Origin of the sequence: Pseudomonas sp. CIP-10, from assembly GCF_020911845.1 — a bacterium.
Lineage (GTDB): Bacteria > Pseudomonadota > Gammaproteobacteria > Pseudomonadales > Pseudomonadaceae > Aquipseudomonas > Aquipseudomonas alloputida.
Window position 1 is genome coordinate 3,482,760 of the sequence record NZ_CP087160.1, and the last position, 17,663, is coordinate 3,500,422.

Annotated in this window: 14 protein-coding genes; 9 read left to right on the forward strand and 5 right to left on the reverse strand. The window is 62.7% G+C overall.

Going from position 1 to position 17,663, the window contains the following annotated elements; genetic code table 11:
* The first annotated feature begins 107 nt into the window (after nt 1-107).
* Nucleotides 108-1,160, forward strand: coding sequence for an ornithine cyclodeaminase (locus LMH93_RS15845; protein WP_230064355.1), 1,053 nt, complete (start codon nt 108-110; stop codon nt 1,158-1,160).
* A 152-nt stretch (nt 1,161-1,312) separates the two neighbouring features.
* Here LMH93_RS15845 and LMH93_RS15850 read toward each other — a convergent pair whose 3' ends face one another.
* The 3 genes from LMH93_RS15850 to pobA all read right to left on the reverse strand — a co-directional run bounded on the left by LMH93_RS15850 (nt 1,313) and on the right by pobA (nt 5,367).
* Entirely contained in the window at nt 1,313-2,194 is an 882-nt protein-coding gene (locus tag LMH93_RS15850) for a LysR substrate-binding domain-containing protein (protein WP_003247855.1), read from the reverse strand.
* Nucleotides 2,195-2,238: 44 nt separating this feature from the next.
* Nucleotides 2,239-4,029 carry a gamma-glutamyltransferase gene (gene ggt / locus LMH93_RS15855; RefSeq protein WP_230064356.1) on the reverse strand — a complete coding sequence of 597 codons (1,791 nt, stop codon included), beginning with the start codon at nt 4,027-4,029 and terminating at the stop codon, nt 2,239-2,241.
* Between the two features lie 150 nt (nt 4,030-4,179).
* Nucleotides 4,180-5,367, reverse strand: a complete 1,188-nt coding sequence (gene pobA, locus LMH93_RS15860; protein WP_064493370.1) for a 4-hydroxybenzoate 3-monooxygenase — start codon at nt 5,365-5,367, stop codon at nt 4,180-4,182.
* Nucleotides 5,368-5,539: 172 nt separating this feature from the next.
* On the opposite strand from pobA, the gene LMH93_RS15865 reads away from it, so the two are divergent.
* The 3 genes from LMH93_RS15865 (at nt 5,540) to LMH93_RS15875 (ending at nt 7,811) form a co-directional block, all read left to right on the forward strand.
* Nucleotides 5,540-6,418, forward strand: coding sequence for a helix-turn-helix domain-containing protein (locus LMH93_RS15865; RefSeq protein ID WP_230064357.1), 879 nt, complete (start codon nt 5,540-5,542; stop codon nt 6,416-6,418).
* A 75-nt stretch (nt 6,419-6,493) separates the two neighbouring features.
* Nucleotides 6,494-6,892 (forward strand): MerR family transcriptional regulator, encoded by a 399-nt coding sequence (locus LMH93_RS15870; RefSeq protein ID WP_003247847.1) that lies wholly within the window; start codon nt 6,494-6,496, stop codon nt 6,890-6,892.
* A 19-nt stretch (nt 6,893-6,911) separates the two neighbouring features.
* Complete coding sequence (locus LMH93_RS15875; protein ID WP_003247838.1) at nt 6,912-7,811, forward strand: hydroxymethylglutaryl-CoA lyase; 900 nt, start codon at nt 6,912-6,914, stop codon at nt 7,809-7,811.
* Nucleotides 7,812-8,343: 532 nt separating this feature from the next.
* Here the strand turns inward: LMH93_RS15875 and LMH93_RS15880 are convergent.
* Nucleotides 8,344-8,862, reverse strand: coding sequence for an MgtC/SapB family protein (locus LMH93_RS15880; protein ID WP_012052114.1), 519 nt, complete (start codon nt 8,860-8,862; stop codon nt 8,344-8,346).
* 169 nt (nt 8,863-9,031) lie between these two features.
* Here LMH93_RS15880 and LMH93_RS15885 point away from each other — a divergent pair, with 169 nt between their 5' ends.
* From LMH93_RS15885 to LMH93_RS15905, 5 genes are all read left to right on the forward strand, one after another.
* Nucleotides 9,032-9,271: a DUF3203 family protein gene (locus LMH93_RS15885; RefSeq protein ID WP_003247835.1), complete on the forward strand. Its 240-nt coding sequence runs from the start codon at nt 9,032-9,034 to the stop codon at nt 9,269-9,271.
* A gap of 121 nt (nt 9,272-9,392) precedes the next feature.
* On the forward strand, nt 9,393-10,796 hold the full coding sequence (gene ccoG, locus LMH93_RS15890) for a cytochrome c oxidase accessory protein CcoG (protein ID WP_230064358.1): 1,404 nt from the start codon (nt 9,393-9,395) through the stop codon (nt 10,794-10,796).
* A gap of 49 nt (nt 10,797-10,845) precedes the next feature.
* Nucleotides 10,846-12,255: a GntR family transcriptional regulator MpaR gene (gene mapR, locus LMH93_RS15895; protein WP_003247831.1), complete on the forward strand. Its 1,410-nt coding sequence runs from the start codon at nt 10,846-10,848 to the stop codon at nt 12,253-12,255.
* Nucleotides 12,256-12,312: 57 nt separating this feature from the next.
* Nucleotides 12,313-13,974 carry a PAS domain-containing sensor histidine kinase gene (locus tag LMH93_RS15900; protein ID WP_098090036.1) on the forward strand — a complete coding sequence of 554 codons (1,662 nt, stop codon included), beginning with the start codon at nt 12,313-12,315 and terminating at the stop codon, nt 13,972-13,974.
* A 62-nt stretch (nt 13,975-14,036) separates the two neighbouring features.
* Nucleotides 14,037-16,103, forward strand: a complete 2,067-nt coding sequence (locus LMH93_RS15905; protein ID WP_230064359.1) for a PAS domain-containing protein — start codon at nt 14,037-14,039, stop codon at nt 16,101-16,103.
* Nucleotides 16,104-16,112: 9 nt separating this feature from the next.
* Here the strand turns inward: LMH93_RS15905 and LMH93_RS15910 are convergent, their stop codons facing one another.
* Entirely contained in the window at nt 16,113-16,859 is a 747-nt protein-coding gene (locus LMH93_RS15910; RefSeq protein WP_029380669.1) for an SDR family oxidoreductase, read from the reverse strand.
* Nucleotides 16,860-17,663 lie beyond the last annotated feature (804 nt).

Here is a 17,663-nt window from a genome sequence, read left to right on the forward strand (position 1 = left end):
CCGATTGGCGCAACCTGTCATCAAAATGTTCATGCGGCTTCACTTCGATAATCTCAAGCGCTTACCCCGCACTGCTGGGCAAGCGCACAATAACAAGGTGCAAGAGCATGACGTATTTCATTGATGTTCCAACCATGTCGGACTTGGTGCATGACATTGGCGTAGCGCCGTTTATTGGCGAGCTTGCCGCTGCCCTGCGGGACGATTTCAAACGCTGGCAGGCGTTTGACAAGTCCGCGCGCGTTGCCAACCACTCGGAAGTGGGCGTGATCGAACTGATGCCGGTCGCCGACAAAAGCCGCTATGCCTTCAAATACGTCAACGGCCACCCGGCCAACACTGCACGCAACCTGCATACGGTGATGGCCTTCGGTGTACTGGCCGATGTCGACTCCGGTTACCCGGTGCTGCTGTCCGAACTGACCATCGCCACCGCCCTGCGCACCGCAGCGACTTCGCTGATGGCAGCCCAGGCACTGGCCCGCCCGAACGCGCGCAAGATGGCGCTGATCGGCAACGGCGCGCAAAGCGAATTCCAGGCCCTGGCCTTCCACAAGCACCTGGGCATCGAAGAAATCGTCGCCTACGACACCGACCCGCTGGCCACCGCCAAGCTTATCGCCAACCTCAAGGAATACAGCGGCTTGACCATCCGCCGAGCCAGCTCGGTAGCCGAGGCAGTGAAAGGCGTGGACATCATCACCACGGTGACGGCCGACAAGGCCTACGCCACCATCATTACCCCCGACATGCTGGAGCCCGGTATGCACCTGAACGCCGTGGGCGGTGACTGCCCAGGCAAAACCGAGCTGCACGCCGATGTGCTGCGCAACGCACGGGTGTTCGTCGAGTACGAGCCACAAACCCGTATCGAAGGTGAGATCCAGCAGCTGCCGGCGGACTTTCCGGTGGTCGACCTGTGGCGCGTGCTGCGCGGTGAAACCGAGGGCCGCCAAAGCGACAGCCAGGTCACTGTGTTCGATTCGGTGGGCTTCGCCCTCGAAGACTACACCGTACTACGGTACGTACTACAGCAAGCCGAAAAGCGCGGGATGGGTGCCAAGATCGACCTGGTGCCGTGGGTTGAGGACGACCCGAAAGACCTGTTCAGCCACACCCGAGGCCGCGCTGGCAAAAGCCGCATCCGACGGGTTGCCTGACATTGAATCGGTTTAGTCGAACGTGTGGGAGCAGGCATGCCCGCTAAGCAGGCTGCACGGTGCATGGCACGGGCTTAGCCCGTGCTCGCCGGAAAAGCCCACAGTGATCGCACTGGCGTTGGGTCGTGTGCAAGCGTATTTCCCACTGACCGTCAGATCCCACCGCCCGCCAGCAACTGCGTCATCACCTCAGCCAACGCCTTGACCATCACATCCGCCGTCGGCCGGTGCACGATGACGATCTCATAGCTGTCGACCTCCGGCAGCCCTTGCCCGGCCCCCAGCACCCTGTGCTCGCCGGTGGCCGCCCTGGGTGGCAGCAGGCTGATACCCATGCCATCGGCGACCGCAGCCTGGATGCCACTGAGGCTGGAACTGGTAAAGCTGATGCGCCAGCGCCGCCCCATGCCTTCGATGGCGTTGATCATGTCCTCGCGGTACAGGCCGCGTGGCGGAAAGGTGACCAACGGGATCGGGTCCAGCTCGAAGGCAGGCGTGTGTGCGCTGTCGATCCACTGCAGACGCTCTGGCCAACAGGCCACACCCTCACGGCTGTTGCGCCGCTGCTTGAGCAGCACCAGGTCAAGTTCGCCATTGTCATAGGCCTGGCTCAGGTCACGGCACAAGCCGCTGGTCACTTCGAGCTTCACCTGTGGGTGCAGCCGGCTGAATGCCGACAGCGCATTGGTGGTACGCCCGCCCACGAAGTCCTCGGGCACACCAAGCCGTACCGTGGTGCCCACCATCGCCCCGGCCAGGGCTTCAAGCATCTGATCGTTCAGGGCCAGCATGTGCCGGGCATAGCCGAGCAAGGTCTGCCCGGCGTCGGTCGGCAGCACGTCACGGTTGCCCCGCACCAGCAGGCGGTGGCCGACCATGTCTTCCAGGCGGCGCACTTTCTGGCTGATCGTCGACTGGGTCGAATGCAGCCGCGCGGCAGCGGTGGTGAAGCTGCCGCAGTCGGCCACCACGACAATGGCGCGCAGCAGGTCTAGGTCGAACAGAGCCCTATTCGATTTCACGCTGATAGACATCTAGATATTCAACGACTGAATGGCAAGTCTGCGTTCTATCACGGCTAGTCACCGAGGGCCACTCCTTCCCGCCGGGGATCGGCACCGCCTGACCAACCCTCGCCGCTGCGCTGGATGATCTGCATGCCGCTGGTCATGGTCATCGGTGTCACCTCATGGCCCCAGGCTGCCAACTGGCGGATCAGCGCCGGGCTGCTCAGCCCTGCTTCCACTTCGGTGCCGGCATTGCGGCTGCCGAAGTTGGGCAGGCCGGCGGCCTGCTGCGGGTCGAGCTGCCAATCCAGCAGGCCGACCAGTGCCTTGTTCACGTAACCGATGATCTGCGAACCACCCGGCGAACCGAGGCTCGCGACAAACTCGCCCGTGGCACGCGAGAACACCAATGTCGGCGCCATGGCCGACAGCGGCCGTTTGCCCGGCTGCACCCGATTGGCCACAGGCTTGCCGTGCTCGTGGGGGATGAACGAGAAGTCGGTCAGCTGATTGTTGAGCAGGAAGCCCTTGACCATCAGGTGCGAGCCAAATGCGGCCTCCACCGAGGTAGTCATGGCCAGGGCCTGGCCGCTGTCATCCACCGCACTGAGGTGAGAGGTGGAGATGCGCAGTGGCGAGCGGTCGGGCGCAAGTGCCAGGTCCGCTCCTTGCGGCTGGCCCGGGCGGGCGCGCTTCATGCTGTGCTCGCCGATCAGCGCCGCGCGGCTGGCCAGGTAAGCAGAATCGGTCAGGGCCTTGACCGGGACGGGCACGTAGTCGCTGTCGGCCAGGTACTGAGCGCGGTCGGCGTAGGCCAGGCGTTCGGCCTCGGCAATCAGGTGCACGTCCAACGGCGGGGCTTCCAGGCGGGCCGGGGACGAGGTGGCCAGCGGTCGCAGCGCTGCCAGGTCGCGTTGCGGCGCGGTGCGCTGCACGGCTTCGAGCAGGCCCAAGGTTTGCAGGACGGTCACCCCACCCGATGAGGGCGGCGGCATGCCGCAGATCTGCCAGGCCTTGTAGGGACCGCACAACGGCTCGCGCTCCTTGGCCTGGTACCGCTGCAAGTCCTGCAACGACAGATACCCGGCATTGGCATGGCCACGCACCTTGGCGACGATGGCTTCGGCAATTTCACCGCTGTAGAACACCTCGGGCCCCTGTGCGGCGATCTGCTCGAAGGTCTGTGCCAACTCAGGGTTGCGCAGAATTGTACCCACGGCCAGCGGCCTGCCCTGTTCATCCAGGAAGTAACGAGCCATTGCGGGTGAGCGGGCAATGTAGGGGTCCCCGGCCAGTAGCGTGTGCAGGCGCTCGGAAACCGCGAAGCCGTTGCGTGCCAGGGCGATGGCGGGGGCGAACAGGGCGTGCCAGGGCAACTTGCCGTGCTGCTCGTGGGCCAGTTTCAGGGCACGCAGCACCCCGGGCACGCCCACCGAACGCCCACCGATCTGCGCCACCCGAAACGGCATGGGTGTGCCATCGGCTTGCAGGAACAGCTTTTCCGTCACCGCCGCAGGTGCTGCCTCACGCCCGTCGAATGCCTGCACGCGCTTGCCATCCCAATACAGGATGAACGCCCCGCCGCCGATCCCACTGGACTGCGGCTCGACCAGTGTCAGCACCATCTGCATGGCGATGGCGGCGTCAATCGCACTGCCGCCGGCACGCAACATCGCCCGCCCCGCTTCACTGGCCAGCGGGTTGGCTGCGGCGACCATGTGCCGGCTGGCGTGCACAGGCTGCAAACCGCTGCGGTAGCCGGAGGCCAGTTCCGGTGGCGCGGGCAATACCTGGTCGGCACCGGCCCAGTTACTGGTAACCAGCAGGCACAGAGCGCCGATCAGCGGGGTGGGATATTTCATCGTCATGCATCCTGCCATCACCTATTCAGCGAAGCACTGTCGGTCATACGCAGTCTCGACTTCAAGCCTTGGTGTAATTACCGGCAAGCCATTCGCTGACCAATGCAGCCTTTGCTCTTTGCGTGAGTGCCAGGTTTGCGCAATGACAGATCAGGTCACTTCTTCGAACGGCAGCCCCACATAGTTCTCGGCAATGTTCACCAGGCCCGCCGGCGAGGTCAGGAAGTACTCGCGGTCAGCTTCCTGCATCTTCTGGTCCCAGGCGTCCTTGTGGCTACCGAAGTCATGCAGCAGTTGGGTCATGAACCAGCTGAAGCGCTCGCCCTTCCACACGCGGCGCAGTGCCAGCGGCGAGTATTGCGCAAGCAGGTCGACGCGCCCTTCGTGGTACACCTTGACCAGAATGCGGTACAGGTAGTTGACGTCGGAGGCCGCCAGGTTAAGGCCTTTGGCACCGGTAGGGGGGACGATGTGCGCCGCGTCACCCACCAGGAACAGGTGACCATACTGCATGGGTTCGACCACCAGGCTACGCAGCGGCGCAATACTTTTTTCCAACGCGGGGCCTGTAACCAGGTCCGCCGCCACCTCGGCGGGCAAACGGGCTTTCAGTTCGTCCCAGAAACGCTCGTCAGACCACTCCTCGACCCGATCCTGCAAAGGTACCTGCAGGTAGTAGCGGCTGCGTGTTTGCGAGCGTTGGCTACACAACGCGAAACCGCGCTCATGGTGGGCGTAGATCAGCTCGTGATTGACCGGCGGTGTGTCCGACAGCAGGCCCAGCCAGCCAAACGGGTAAACCCGCTCATACTGTTTCAGCACGCCCTCCGGGATGCTCTGCCGCGAGATGCCGTGGAAGCCGTCGCAGCCGGCGATATAGTCGCAGTCAATCCGCTGCACCCGGCCATCCTTTTCGAACGTCAGGTAGGGCTTCTCGCCTTTCAATTCATGCGGCTGAACGTTGGCGGCTGAATAAATGATCGGCGCACCACTGGCTTCGCGGGCCTGCATCAGGTCACGGGTGACTTCGGTCTGGCCGTAGACCATCACCGTCTTGCCGCCGGTCAGGGCTTTGAGATCCAGGCGTTGGCGACGCCCGCCAACCAGCAGTTCGACCCCCTCGTGCACCAGGCCTTCACGGTCCATGCGCTCGGCCACGCCGGCCTCGCGCAGCAGGTCGACCGTGCCTTGCTCCAGCACGCCGGCGCGGATGCGGCCTAGTACGTACTCGGCGGTCTGGCGTTCGACGATGATGTTATCGATACCGGCCTTGTGCAGCAGCTGGCCCAGCAGCAGGCCAGACGGACCTGCACCAATAATTGCAACCTGAGTTTTCATTGTTGTTGTCTCTGTTCGGACGATACCGGCCCGGGACTGGCAGCGGGGCGGCATCTACTGTTAGGGTTTGCCATTGCATTTTTACTGGCAGAAAACGCCGCTTAAGTGTGCTATTCCATAAAAAACCTGCACTTTTACGAAAAGCGTTCGATTAACGGACAGGTCAGCCCAGATGAAATCCACCCTCCCCGGCGTCCCGTTGTTCAAGCTGTATGGCGAGAATCAGGCCTGGCCCGGCACCGACCTGCTGCACTGCGAGTCGATCCCGGCACGCAGCCGCCTGCATCACTGGGAGATCAAGCCGCACCAGCATGCCGAGCTGTTCCAGCTGCTGTATGTACAGCGTGGCCAGGCCCAGGTGGAGATCGAGGGGGTGCGCAGTGCCATCGGCGAAGCGGCGATCCAGGTCGTGCCACCGATGACCGTGCATGGCTTTCGCTTCAGCGCCGATATCCAGGGCTATGTCCTGACCTTTGGTACTTCCCTTGTAGCGAACCTGGAACAGCGCCTGGGCGCGCCACTGACGGTGCTGGCACAACCTGCGTGCTATCCGTTGGGCCATGACCGCGTGCACCTGCGCAGCCTGGTCGACACCTTGCAGCGGGAGTACCAAGGCAATGCCCCGGCACGCGCAGCGATGCTCGAAGCATTGGTGACCGCGCTGATGGTGTGGATCAGCCGCCGTCAGCAGCAAGGGCAGGCACCGCGTAACCGTGATGAACGTGACCGGCTGTTGCTGGGGCAATACTTGCGCCTGGTCGAAGCGCATTACCGCGAACATCTGTCGGTTGAAGCGTTTGCCGCGCGGCTGAATGTTCCGAGCTTGCAACTGAACCAGCTGTGCCGGGCGCTGAGTGGCCAGACTGCGTTGCAGGTGGTGCACCAGCGGTTGTTGCTGGAGGCGCGACGCAACCTGATCTACACGCGGATGAGCATCGGGCAGTTGTCGGACAGCCTGGGGTTTACCGACCCGACCTACTTCGCCCGGTGGTTCAAGCGCTTGAGTGGGCAAACGCCCAATGCGTATCGCAGATCAGGGTTGTCGGAATAATCCTTGCCGGCCTCTTCTTGACGTATACGTCAACCTACCCTCAGGATATCTGCATACCCCACGCCGAGCCCGAGCATGAGCACTCAGACCTACAGCATCTCCGACCTGTCCCGCGAGCTGGACATCACCACCCGCGCTATCCGCTTCTACGAAGAACAGGGCCTGCTCAGCCCTGAGCGACGTGGCCTGGAACGCATCTACTCACCGCGCGACAAGGTCAGCCTGAAGCTCATCCTGCGTGGCAAACGCATCGGCTTTTCCCTGGCCGAGTGCCGCGAACTGATCGAACTGTACGACCCCACCAGCGGCAACCTCAAACAGCTCAACAGCATGCTGGCGAAGATCGCCGAGCGCCGCGCGCAACTGGAGCAGCAGATGCTGGACATTCACCAGATGCAACTGGAACTGGACACCGCCCAGGAACGCTGCGAACAAGCCCTGGCCGCCACCCTGAACAACAAAGACAACCGCTGAACGCCACAGGAAACCCGCCATGTCCTTGCCCAAACACGTCCGCCTGGTCGAAGTCGGCCCCCGCGACGGCCTGCAGAACGAAGCCCAGCCCATCAGCGTCGCCGACAAGGTACGCCTGGTCAACGACCTCACCGAAGCGGGCCTGGCCTATATAGAAGTGGGCAGTTTCGTGTCCCCCAAGTGGGTGCCACAGATGGCCGGCTCTGCCGAGGTGTTCGCCGGCATCCAGCAGCGCCCCGGCGTGACGTATGCCGCACTGGCGCCGAACCTGCGCGGTTTCGAGGACGCCCTGGCTGCCGGGGTCAAGGAAGTAGCGGTGTTCGCTGCCGCCTCCGAAGCGTTCTCGCAACGCAACATCAATTGCTCGATCAGCGAAAGCCTCAAGCGCTTCGAACCCATCATGGACGCTGCGCGCAGCCACGGCGTGCGCGTGCGCGGGTATGTGTCATGTGTGCTTGGCTGCCCTTACGAGGGCAAGGTCAGCGCCGAGCAGGTGGCCCCGGTGGCCCGCGCCCTGCACGACATGGGCTGCTACGAGGTCTCGCTGGGTGACACCATTGGCACCGGCACCGCAGGCGACACCCGACGCCTGTTCGAGGTGGTGTCGGCCCAGGTACCGCGCGAGCAGTTGGCCGGACACTTCCATGACACTTACGGCCAGGCCTTGGCCAACGTCTATGCCAGCCTGCTCGAGGGCATCAGCGTATTCGACAGCTCGGTAGCCGGGCTGGGCGGCTGCCCTTACGCCAAGGGTGCTACCGGCAATATCGCCAGTGAAGACGTTGTGTACCTGCTGCAGGGGCTTGGCATTGAAACCGGCATCGACCTGGGCCGGCTGATAGCCGCCGGCCAGCGCATCAGCGGCGTGCTAGGCCGCGACAACGGGTCGCGGGTAGCACGGGCGTGCAGCGCACAATAGGTCACACCGGTGTCACATTGGTGTGGGTGAAGTGTTACCTCCCGCACATTTCACAGCAAAAAATCGGGTAACAGGGAAACAAATCGGCAGAATTTCAGGCTGGGCGGTGTCGACCAAAATTCTTAAATCATTGATTTTAAAGGGTTTTTAAAAGTTGGCACGCACCCTGCTATATCTCTGGTACAAGAACAAAAAAAACGCGATACCCAATAAAAACAACAGGTAACGGCTCTGACATAACAAGAACAACACGGCAGAGGCGTAGCAAGCAGATTTTTTTGGAGTCGACACGCTTTTCAGGGGTTCGCCCCGCGGTCTGGCACAGAACAATAAAACTACCTCAAGGTAGCGGCAGCCAGGTTCGGATCAGCAATGATGAAAGCAGGTCAGCGCTCAAAAAAATACGTTTGCTCTTGACCCCGCATGGGGGTCGCCCGCAACACCAGGACAAGCCGACAAAAACAACAAAAGGCCGGTCCCAATAATAAAAAAAGAGCAGGCAACAACGCTTTGAGGGGAGCTTCGGCTCCCCTCAGTGCTTCCTGCCCTCTTCCTCCTTCTGCTTCTCCTCATTCTGTCCTTCGACCTTCTCCACCAGCAACGGCATCGTGCCCAGTACCAGCAGGGCCAGTACCGTGCTGATCAGCGCCGTGGCTTCGCGCCCCATGCCAGCCGCCGTGCCAATGGCAGCCGTCATCCATAGCCCGGCAGCGGTCGTCAGGCCCTTCACATGGCTGGTGTCCTGGCCGTTACCCTTCAGAATGGTACCCGCACCGAGAAAACCGATACCGGCAACGATGCCCTGGATCACCCGACTGAGTGCCTGTTCATCGGCCCCCGCCATACTGGGCGCCAGCACGAACAGGGCGGCCCCCAGCGACACCAGCATGTGGGTACGCACCCCGGCAGACTTGCCCTTGTGTTCGCGCTCGAAGCCCAGTACTGCGCCGAGCACAGCAGCCATCAGCAAGCGCACAAGGATTTGCGTGACCTCGCGCTCATCGGTGACATCGGCGAATTCCGCCTGGATTGCTTGCCAGATGACATCCATCGCAGTTGTGTCCCCTGCTTGAGCTTCATGAATCCGCCCGCCACGTCAGCAAGCCTGCCCTCTGCATGGTTGACCGTCACACGTACTGCAAAGTGCCGCTCAGCTTGCTGATGCAGCAACTGGCCCCTGACCGCGGTCCACCCTGTAATCACCCCGGGAGGACCCCACCATGCCCATTGAAATCGACGAAACCACCCGCCGCTGCACACTGATCGGCGAAGGCCTGCGCATCGAGGGCGAAGGCCCGGATATCGAGATCATCACCGACGAACAGTTGCGTATGTCGGTGGCCATACTGGCCGGCCAACGCGTGCCCATTACCGAAACCGAGGCCGATGCACTGACCGTGGCGGGTGCGGTGGATAGCCGCAGGCATCTGAAGGCCAGCGCGCCAGGCTCGGTGATATGAGGCCTGGCGGGGCCATGCGGCAAATCTGATATGGTTTTTATCGTAAAATCTGAACCTGTGCTGATAACAGCTTCAGCGCCATAGTGCTCATGCCTGATCGAGGCCTGATGAGCACCGAACCATGAACGATAGAATCCCTTTTACAGAGATCGCCACCGCCCCAGCCAGCATCCAAGCGCGACGCACCGACAGCGGCATCCAGACCCGCAGCTTTACCGGGCTTTACCGTAACCTGCGCATCGGCTTTGCCGGCGCCCTGTTCGTGCTGTTCTTCGGCACGGCCTGGCTGAACTGGAACGGCCGCCAGGCCGTACTGTGGGACCTGGGAAACAGCAAGTTCCACATCTTCGGCGCCACCTTCTGGCCACAGGACTTCATCCTGCTGTCGGCGTTGCTGATCATCTGTGCCTTTGGCCTGTTCGCCATCACCGTCTACGCCGGGCGCGTCTGGTGCGGTTACAGTTGCCCACAAAGCACCTGGACCTGGCTATTCATGTGGTGCGAAAAGGTTACCGAGGGGGACCGCAACCAGCGCATCAAGCTGGCCGCGGCGCCCTGGAGCCTGAACAAACTGGCCCGTCGCACGCTCAAGCACAGCCTGTGGTTGGCCATTGGCGTGCTCACGGGGCTGACCTTCGTCGGCTACTTCACCCCGATCCGGCCACTGGCCGCAGAATTGCTCACCTTGCAACTGGGCGGTGTGGCACTGTTCTGGGTGCTGTTCTTCACGGCCGCTACCTACATCAATGCCGGCCTGCTGCGTGAAGCGGTGTGCCTGCACATGTGCCCGTATGCGCGCTTCCAGAGCGTGATGTTCGACAAGGACACCCTGGCGGTCGCTTACGACCCGCGTCGTGGCGAGGCCCGTGGTCCGCGCAAGAAAGGCAGTGATGTCGGTGCCCAGGGACTGGGCGACTGCATCGATTGCACCCTGTGCGTGCAGGTGTGCCCCACCGGCATCGACATCCGTGATGGCTTGCAGATGGCTTGCATCGGCTGTGCCGCGTGCATCGACGCCTGTGACGGGGTAATGGACAAGATGGGTTACGCCCGCGGCCTGATTGGCTACACGTCCGAGCACAGCCTGCAAGGCGGTACCACGCACTGGCTGCGCCCGCGCCTGTTGGGCTACGCTGCCGCACTGCTGGTCATGATCGGGGCACTGGTGGTGGCCCTGCAGATGCGCCCGATGGTATCGCTGGATGTGATCAAGGACCGCGGCCTGTTCCGTGAAAACGCCCAAGGCCAGATCGAGAACATTTACCTGCTCAAGGTCATCAACAAGACCGAACGTACCCAGCACTATCAATTGCGCCTGCTGGACGCTGACGGTTTCACCCTGCAGGGCAGTAGCGCACTGGTCATCCCTGCTGGCGAAATGAGCGAACTGCCGGTGTCGGTGGCGATGCTCGCCGAGCGCCCGACCAGCAGCTCGCAGACGCTGAGCTTTGAAATCAGCGAGCGTGACGACCCCGCTATCCGCAGCGTGGCGCACAGTCGCTTCGTCGCCCCCATGAACCGCTGATCCCTTACACTCACGCCACCTTGCCTGCCAGGCTGGACAGAAGGCCAGAATGAAACGCTACGAACGCTTCGCCGATGACATTGCCGAACTGATCCGCTCCGGGGTGCTGGGCCCCGGCCAGCGCGTGCCGTCCGTGCGCTACGCCAGCCAGACCCACGGGGTCAGCCCGTCTACCGTGTTCCAGGCCTATTACCTGCTGGAACGCCGCGGGCTGATCCGCGCCCGGCCGCGCTCCGGGTATTTCGTCAACGCCCACGTTCCGCGTCAGTTCAGCGAGCCGCAGGCGCTGCAGCCGGTGAGCGAGTCTACCGATGTCGACGTCAGCGCCTTGGTATTTTCGATCCTCGACTCGATCAAGGACCCCAACACCATTGCCTTCGGCTCAGCCTTTCCCAGCCCTGAGCTGTTCCCGCTGCAACGCCTGTCGCGCTCACTGGCCAGTGCCAGCCGCAGCATGGACCCGCGCATGGTGGTGACCGATCTGTCCCCCGGCAACCCGCAGCTGCGCCGGCAGATCGCCCTGCGCTACATGGTCGGTGGGCTGATGCTGCCAATGGAAGAGCTGCTGATCACCAACGGCGCACTGGAGGCCCTGAACCTGTGCCTGCAGGCCGTGACCCAGCCGGGCGACCTGGTCGCCATCGAGGCCCCGGCCTTCTATGCCTGCCTGCAGGTGCTGGAGCGGCTCAAGCTCAAGGCCGTGGAAATCCCCGTGCACCCGCGCGAGGGCATGGACCTGGGGGTGCTGGCGCAGACCCTGGAAAAGCACCCGGTAAAGGCCGTGTGGTGCATGACCAATTTCCAGAACCCGGTGGGTGCAAGCATGCCGGAGGCCAAGAAACAGGCCCTGGTGGAGTTGCTGGCGCGCCATCAGGTGCCGTTGATCGAAGACGATGTATACGCCGAGCTGTACTACTCGCAACAGGCGCCCAAACCCGCCAAGGCCTTCGACACTCAGGGCCTGGTCATGCACTGCGGCTCGTTCGCCAAAAGCCTGGCACCGGGCTATCGCATTGGCTGGGTGGCCGCCGGGCGCTTTGCGCAGAAGATCGAGCGGTTGAAACTGATGACCTCCCTGTGTGCCTCCATGCCGGCTCAGGCGGCCATCGCCGACTACCTGCAACACGGCGGCTACGACCGCCACCTGCGCAAGCTGCGCTACGCGCTGGAGGGCCAGCAGGCCAACATGCTGGCAGCCATCGCCCGCCACTTCCCGGCGCAGACACGGGTCAGCCAGCCCTCCGGCGGCTACTTCCTGTGGCTGGAACTGCCCGAGCAGATGGACGCCCTCAAGCTGTTCCACATGGCCCTGGCCCAAGGCATCAGCATCGCCCCTGGGCCGATCTTTTCGCCCACCCGACGCTTTGGCAATTGCATCCGCCTGAACTACGGCAGCCCCTGGCATGACGGCGCCGAACAGGCCATGGAAACCCTCGGGCGGATCATTCGCTCGTTCTGATAGCGAGGGGCCCGAGGGGCGACTATAGTTGCTCGATCCGATCATCAGGCCTTCGTCATGCAGCCAGATACGCTTGCGTCCTTTGCCCAATTGCAAGCGCGTGTCGCAGAACTGGAAGCACGGCTGGCAGAGCGCGAAGACAGCGTCCAGGCGCATGACAGGCTGCTTGGAGAACTGCTCGACAACAGCCCAGCCAACGTGTTTGCTGCCGACCGCAGGATGCGCCTGTTGGCCATCAATCGCACGGCGCGCGAAACCTTCGAACGTTACCGAGGCTTCGTGCCGCAGATTGGCGACTACGTACCCCAGTTCCTGACCGATCAACCCGACATCATGGGCCGCCTGGCCCCGATATGGCCGCGTATACTGGCAGGGGAAGCGTTCATCGACACCGTCACCTTCGGGCTGGACGACGCACCACGCCACTACGAAATTCGCTACCACCCGTGGCTCGATGCTCAGCAGCGAATTCAGGGCGGCTACCTGTTCGCCTATGACATCACGCAGCGCGTGACCGAACAGGAACGCCTGCAGCAGGCCGAAGAAGCACTGCGCCAGGCGCAGAAGATGGAGGCGGTCGGCCAGTTGACCGGCGGGATTGCCCATGACTTCAACAACCTGCTGGCCAGCATCCTTGGCGCCCTGGAACTGGCCGGGCAACGTCTGGTGCAGCAACGCCTGGCGGACACCGCGCAGCTGCTTGAACTCAGCCGGCACAACGCCCAACGCGCCGCAGCCTTGGTGCAGCGCTTGCTGGCATTCTCACGGCAGCAGACGCTGGTCCCGCAACGGGTCGATGTGCAGCAACTGGTGGCCGGTATGCACGACCTGATCAGCAGCTCCACCGGCCCCTATGTCGACTACCACGACCAGACACATGCCGGACTATGGCCTATCCGAATAGACGCACAGCAACTGGAAAACGCGCTGCTCAACCTGTGCATCAACGCCCGTGACGCCATGCCGCTTGGCGGCACCTTGAGCATCGGTTGCGCCAATGTCGAAGTGCAAGGCGCCGAAGCCAGACAGCGGGGCCTGGCCACTGGCCAGTTTCTGCGTATCCGCGTTGAAGACACCGGCATGGGCATGTCCAAAGCAGTGATGCAGCGCGCCCTAGAGCCCTTCTTCACCACCAAGCCGCTCGGCCAGGGCACTGGCCTTGGGCTGTCGATGGTCTACGGCTTTGTGCGGCAATCCGGTGGCCAGCTGGTCATCGATAGCACGCCTGGCCAGGGTACGGCCATCAACCTGTATCTCCCCTGCGATGAAAGCATCGCCGCCGCTTCACCCAACCCCCACGTCGAGGGGCCTGCGCCTGCGGCCTCGCTTCAGCAGCGCGCGTGCAGGGTGATGCTGGTGGAAGACGAGCCGGCCCTGCGCCTGGTCATGCTGGAGGTATTGATAGATCAGGGCCATGAAGTTCAGGCATTCGAAGATGGCCGGCAGGCATACAAGGCCTTGCGGGAAGCCCCTGCACCGGACTTGCTGATCACCGATGTCGGCCTGCCTGGGGGTATCGATGGCTACCAACTCGCGGACGCCTGTCGAAGTATTGCCCCCCATGCAGCGGTGCTGCTGATCACAGGCTATGACCTTGCGCACAGTACGGCAAAAGTGCGGCCCGACCGGCGCACCGAACTGCTGGCCAAGCCATTCGATCTTCAAGCACTTGCCCAGGCGCTTGAACGGCTGCTGGGGAGCACCGCCCAGTCACCCTGAGTGGCTATTCGCCTGCAGGTGAACACGTTAAAGTCAGGACTTTTCATTGGCCGGACGCAGGCATGCCTTCTCGTGATCTGAACTCACTGCGCCAACAAGTCGAAGACCTCCAGCGACAGAACACACTGCTGGAGCAACGGCTTGCAAGCCACCAGGCGCACGACCAGGACTTCTATCGCTCACTGTTCGACACCATGGACGAAGGCTTCTGCATCATCGAGTTCTTCGATGGCCCCCATGGCCCCCTGAGTGACTACGTGCACGTGCTGGCCAACGCAGCCTATGCCAAACACGCCGGCATCCCCAACGTGGTCGGGCAAAAACTGCGCGAGATGGTGCCCGATGAGGCGGATGACTGGGTGGCCCGCTATGGCGCGGTGCTTCGCACCGGCGAACCGCTGCACTTCGAGCAGGAACTGATTGCCACGGGCCACGTGCTGTCGGTGACCACTTTTCGCATAGAACCTGCCGAGAAACGCCAGGTAGCGGTACTGTTCAAGGATGTCACCGAACGCCGGCGTGCAGAGCAGGCCCTGCAGCGCCTGAACGAAGAGCTCGAACAACGGGTGAATGCCGCACTGGCGGAGCGACGCTTGTTTGCCGAGCTGGTCGATCACAGTGTGGTCAATGTGCATGTGATCGACAAGGACCTGCGCTGGCTGGCTGTCAATCGCCAGGCCAGGCATGACTTCCACCTGCTGTACGGGAGGACACCCGAAATCGGCGAATACCTGCCCGGGTTGTTCGAGGATGGCACCGCCGGCCAGACGCCTGTTCTGCCGATGTGGCAGCGCGCCCTGGCAGGCGAGCAGTTCATCGAGATCGGCACCTTCGGCAAGCCCCCCGCGCTGCGCCATTATGAGTTGCGCTTCAACGCCTTGCGCGACCCAGAAGGCGAGGTACATGGCGCGTTTCTGTTCGCCTATGACATCAGTGAGCGAGTACAGGAGCAGGAACGCTTGGCCAAGGCCGAAGCGGCGCTGCGCCAGGCACAGAAGATGGAAGCCGTAGGCCAGCTCAGTGGCGGCATAGCCCACGACTTCAACAACTTGCTGGGCGGCATCCTGGGCGCCCAGGAGCTGATGCGGCAACGCCTTGAGCAGTCACGCTTCGACGCCCTGGCGCCCTTGCTGGAGCTGTCCAGCAGCGCGGCGCAGCGGGCCTCTTCGCTGGTGCACCGGCTGCTGGCGTTCTCCCGCCAGCAGACCCTGCAACCCTGCTCCACGCAAGTGGCCACCTTGGTGGCCGGCATGGAAGACCTGCTGCGCCGCACCATCGGCCCGGCGATTACCCTGAGCAGCCGCTTTGCCAGCCAGCTGTGGCCGACCTTCATCGACCCTCCCCAACTGGAAAGCGCCTTGCTCAACTTATGCATCAACGCGCGCGATGCCATGCCTGCCGGTGGTGTGATCGAGATCATTGGCGACAACCTGCAGCTTGACGACCAGCAGGCCGTGGCACTGGAACTGCCGGCCAGCGAGTTCGTGCGGCTGAGCATCGTCGACAACGGTAGCGGCATGTCGGCTGAAGTTGTCGAGCGCGCAGTCGAGCCGTTCTTCACCACCAAGCCGATGGGCCAGGGCACCGGCCTGGGTTTGTCCATGACCTATGGCTTCGTGCGCCAGTCGGGTGGGCAATTACGGGTGCTGTCGGTGCCTGGCGAGGGTACCCGCATCGAGCTGCTGTTACCCCGCCACCACGAGCAAGCCCAGGCGCCAATCAGCAAACCTCCGCGCGCGCTCTTGCAAAGAAGCAGCGAGACTGCAAAACGCATTCTGTTGGTTGAAGATCAGACGGCCTTGCGCCTGGTGATTGGCGAAGTGTTGGAAGAGCTGGGCTATCGGGTGGACGCCTTCGAGAACGGTCCGTCTGCCCTCACCCACCTGCAAAGCGGCGAACGGCCAGACTTGCTGCTGAGCGATGTCGGCCTGCCTGGCGGCCTGAATGGCCGCCAGGTAGCCGAACGCTGCCGTGAGCGCTACCCGGACCTCAAGGTGCTGTTGATCACCGGTTACGATGAGAGCGCGGCGCTCAGCGACGGCCAACCGCTGCAAGGTACGTTGGTGTTGACCAAGCCGTTCGAACTGGAAGCACTGGCAGAGCGGGTTCGCGAGCTGCTGGAACCTTGAGGGGCGCGCTCAGCGCCCGCCGCCCAGGTCGATGAAACTGCCGGTGGCATAGGAGGCTTTGTCCGAGAGCAACCAGAGGATGGCCTCGGCCACTTCCTCGGGATACCCTCCTCGGCCCATGGGCAAGCCAGGTTCAAGCTTGCTGACGCGATCCGGGTCGCCAGAAAGCGCATGGAAACCGGTATGGATATAGCCCGGTCGTACGCCATTGACGCGCACGCCCTCGCCTGCCACTTCTTTGGCCAGGCCGATGGTGAAGGTGTCGAGCGCGCCCTTGGAGGCGGCATAGTCGACATATTCGTTGGGCGAACCCAGGCGTGCGGCGACCGATGATACGTTGACGATGGCCCCGCCTTGCCCGCCATGCCGGCGCGCCATGCGCAGCAGGGCGTGCTTGGCGCAGAGCATGGGGCCGACGACGTTGGTCTTCATGACGTTCAGCAGACGGAACTCGGACATGTCCTCGACCCTGCTCTGCTGGCCGATGGTGCCGGCGTTGTTGACCAGTGCGGTGACCGGGCCGAGCTCGTCGTCAACGCGCAGGAACAGCTGGATGATTTCATCTTCGACGCTGACGTCGGCGCGCACCGCGATGGCTTCGGCGCCCAGGGCGCGGACCTGGCTGAGGATGGCTTCGGCGGCCTGGTCATCGGCGTGATAGTTGATGCAGATGCGGTAGCCCTGGCGGGCGGCCAGCAGCGCAGTGGCGGCGCCGATACCGCGGCTGCCGCCGGTGATGACAATGACGTTCTCCATGGGTTTGCCAATGGTTTGGGGAAGGGAGCATCGACAATAGGCGAAATGGCGCTGCGTTGGAATGACGAAGATCAGCACAGCCAACCCTCTGCTGTTGATGTGGCTGTTGATCTGGCTGTTGATCTGGCTGTTGATCTGGCTGTTGATCTGGCTGTTGATCTGGCTGTTGATCTGGCTTTTGATCTGGCTTTTGATCTTGATCTTGATCTTCGCGACTTCAGGAGGCCGAACGCAGGCCTTGCGGAGGCAGGTGACGGGCATGGATGCCCGTCAAGCGCTGAGGCCCCAGGATGGGGCCTTCGGCGCGGTCCTGCCGGGAGCAAGGCCGGAGTGAGGGAACCCCGGAGCGCAGCGCAGGGGCCGGATGATGGGAGCGCAGCGTTTTTTGGTTACTTTTTGTCGCGTTTGACAAAAAGTGACTCGCCGTAAGGGCGAAAAGGTGAGTCAGCGTCGCCATCGCGAATGGACTGTTCGCTGAGTCAAAACAGACGAATTTGCTTCTTGCTTCTTGCTTCTTGCTTCTTGCTTCTTGCTTCTTGGATGTGGGCATTCACATCGAGTAGGTATTCATTCACGCAGGTGGCGCACAGTCACCTTTCCGCCCTTACGGCGGGTCACTTTTTGTCAAACGCGACAAAAAGTAACCAAAAAACGCTGGCTCCTGTCATCCGGCCCCTGCGCTACGCTCCGGGGTTCCCTCGCTCCGGGCTTGCTCCCGGGAGGACCGCGCTGCAGGCCCCATCCTGGGGCCCAGCGCTTGACGGGCATCCATGCCCGTCACCTCCCTTCGCAAGCCCTGCGCTC

Coding starts and splice junctions, on each gene's coding strand:
- ggt (WP_230064356.1), bottom strand. CDS start 4,029: ATGAAATATCCCACCCCGCTGATCGGCGCTCTGTGCCTGCTGGTTACC.
- LMH93_RS15845 (WP_230064355.1), top strand. CDS start 108: ATGACGTATTTCATTGATGTTCCAACCATGTCGGACTTGGTGCATGAC.
- LMH93_RS15850 (WP_003247855.1), bottom strand. CDS start 2,194: ATGTCTATCAGCGTGAAATCGAATAGGGCTCTGTTCGACCTAGACCTG.
- LMH93_RS15905 (WP_230064359.1), top strand. CDS start 14,037: ATGCCTTCTCGTGATCTGAACTCACTGCGCCAACAAGTCGAAGACCTC.
- LMH93_RS15875 (WP_003247838.1), top strand. CDS start 6,912: ATGTCCTTGCCCAAACACGTCCGCCTGGTCGAAGTCGGCCCCCGCGAC.
- LMH93_RS15880 (WP_012052114.1), bottom strand. CDS start 8,862: ATGGATGTCATCTGGCAAGCAATCCAGGCGGAATTCGCCGATGTCACC.
- LMH93_RS15900 (WP_098090036.1), top strand. CDS start 12,313: ATGCAGCCAGATACGCTTGCGTCCTTTGCCCAATTGCAAGCGCGTGTC.
- LMH93_RS15865 (WP_230064357.1), top strand. CDS start 5,540: ATGAAATCCACCCTCCCCGGCGTCCCGTTGTTCAAGCTGTATGGCGAG.
- LMH93_RS15885 (WP_003247835.1), top strand. CDS start 9,032: ATGCCCATTGAAATCGACGAAACCACCCGCCGCTGCACACTGATCGGC.
- mapR (WP_003247831.1), top strand. CDS start 10,846: ATGAAACGCTACGAACGCTTCGCCGATGACATTGCCGAACTGATCCGC.
- LMH93_RS15870 (WP_003247847.1), top strand. CDS start 6,494: ATGAGCACTCAGACCTACAGCATCTCCGACCTGTCCCGCGAGCTGGAC.
- ccoG (WP_230064358.1), top strand. CDS start 9,393: ATGAACGATAGAATCCCTTTTACAGAGATCGCCACCGCCCCAGCCAGC.
- pobA (WP_064493370.1), bottom strand. CDS start 5,367: ATGAAAACTCAGGTTGCAATTATTGGTGCAGGTCCGTCTGGCCTGCTG.
- LMH93_RS15910 (WP_029380669.1), bottom strand. CDS start 16,859: ATGGAGAACGTCATTGTCATCACCGGCGGCAGCCGCGGTATCGGCGCC.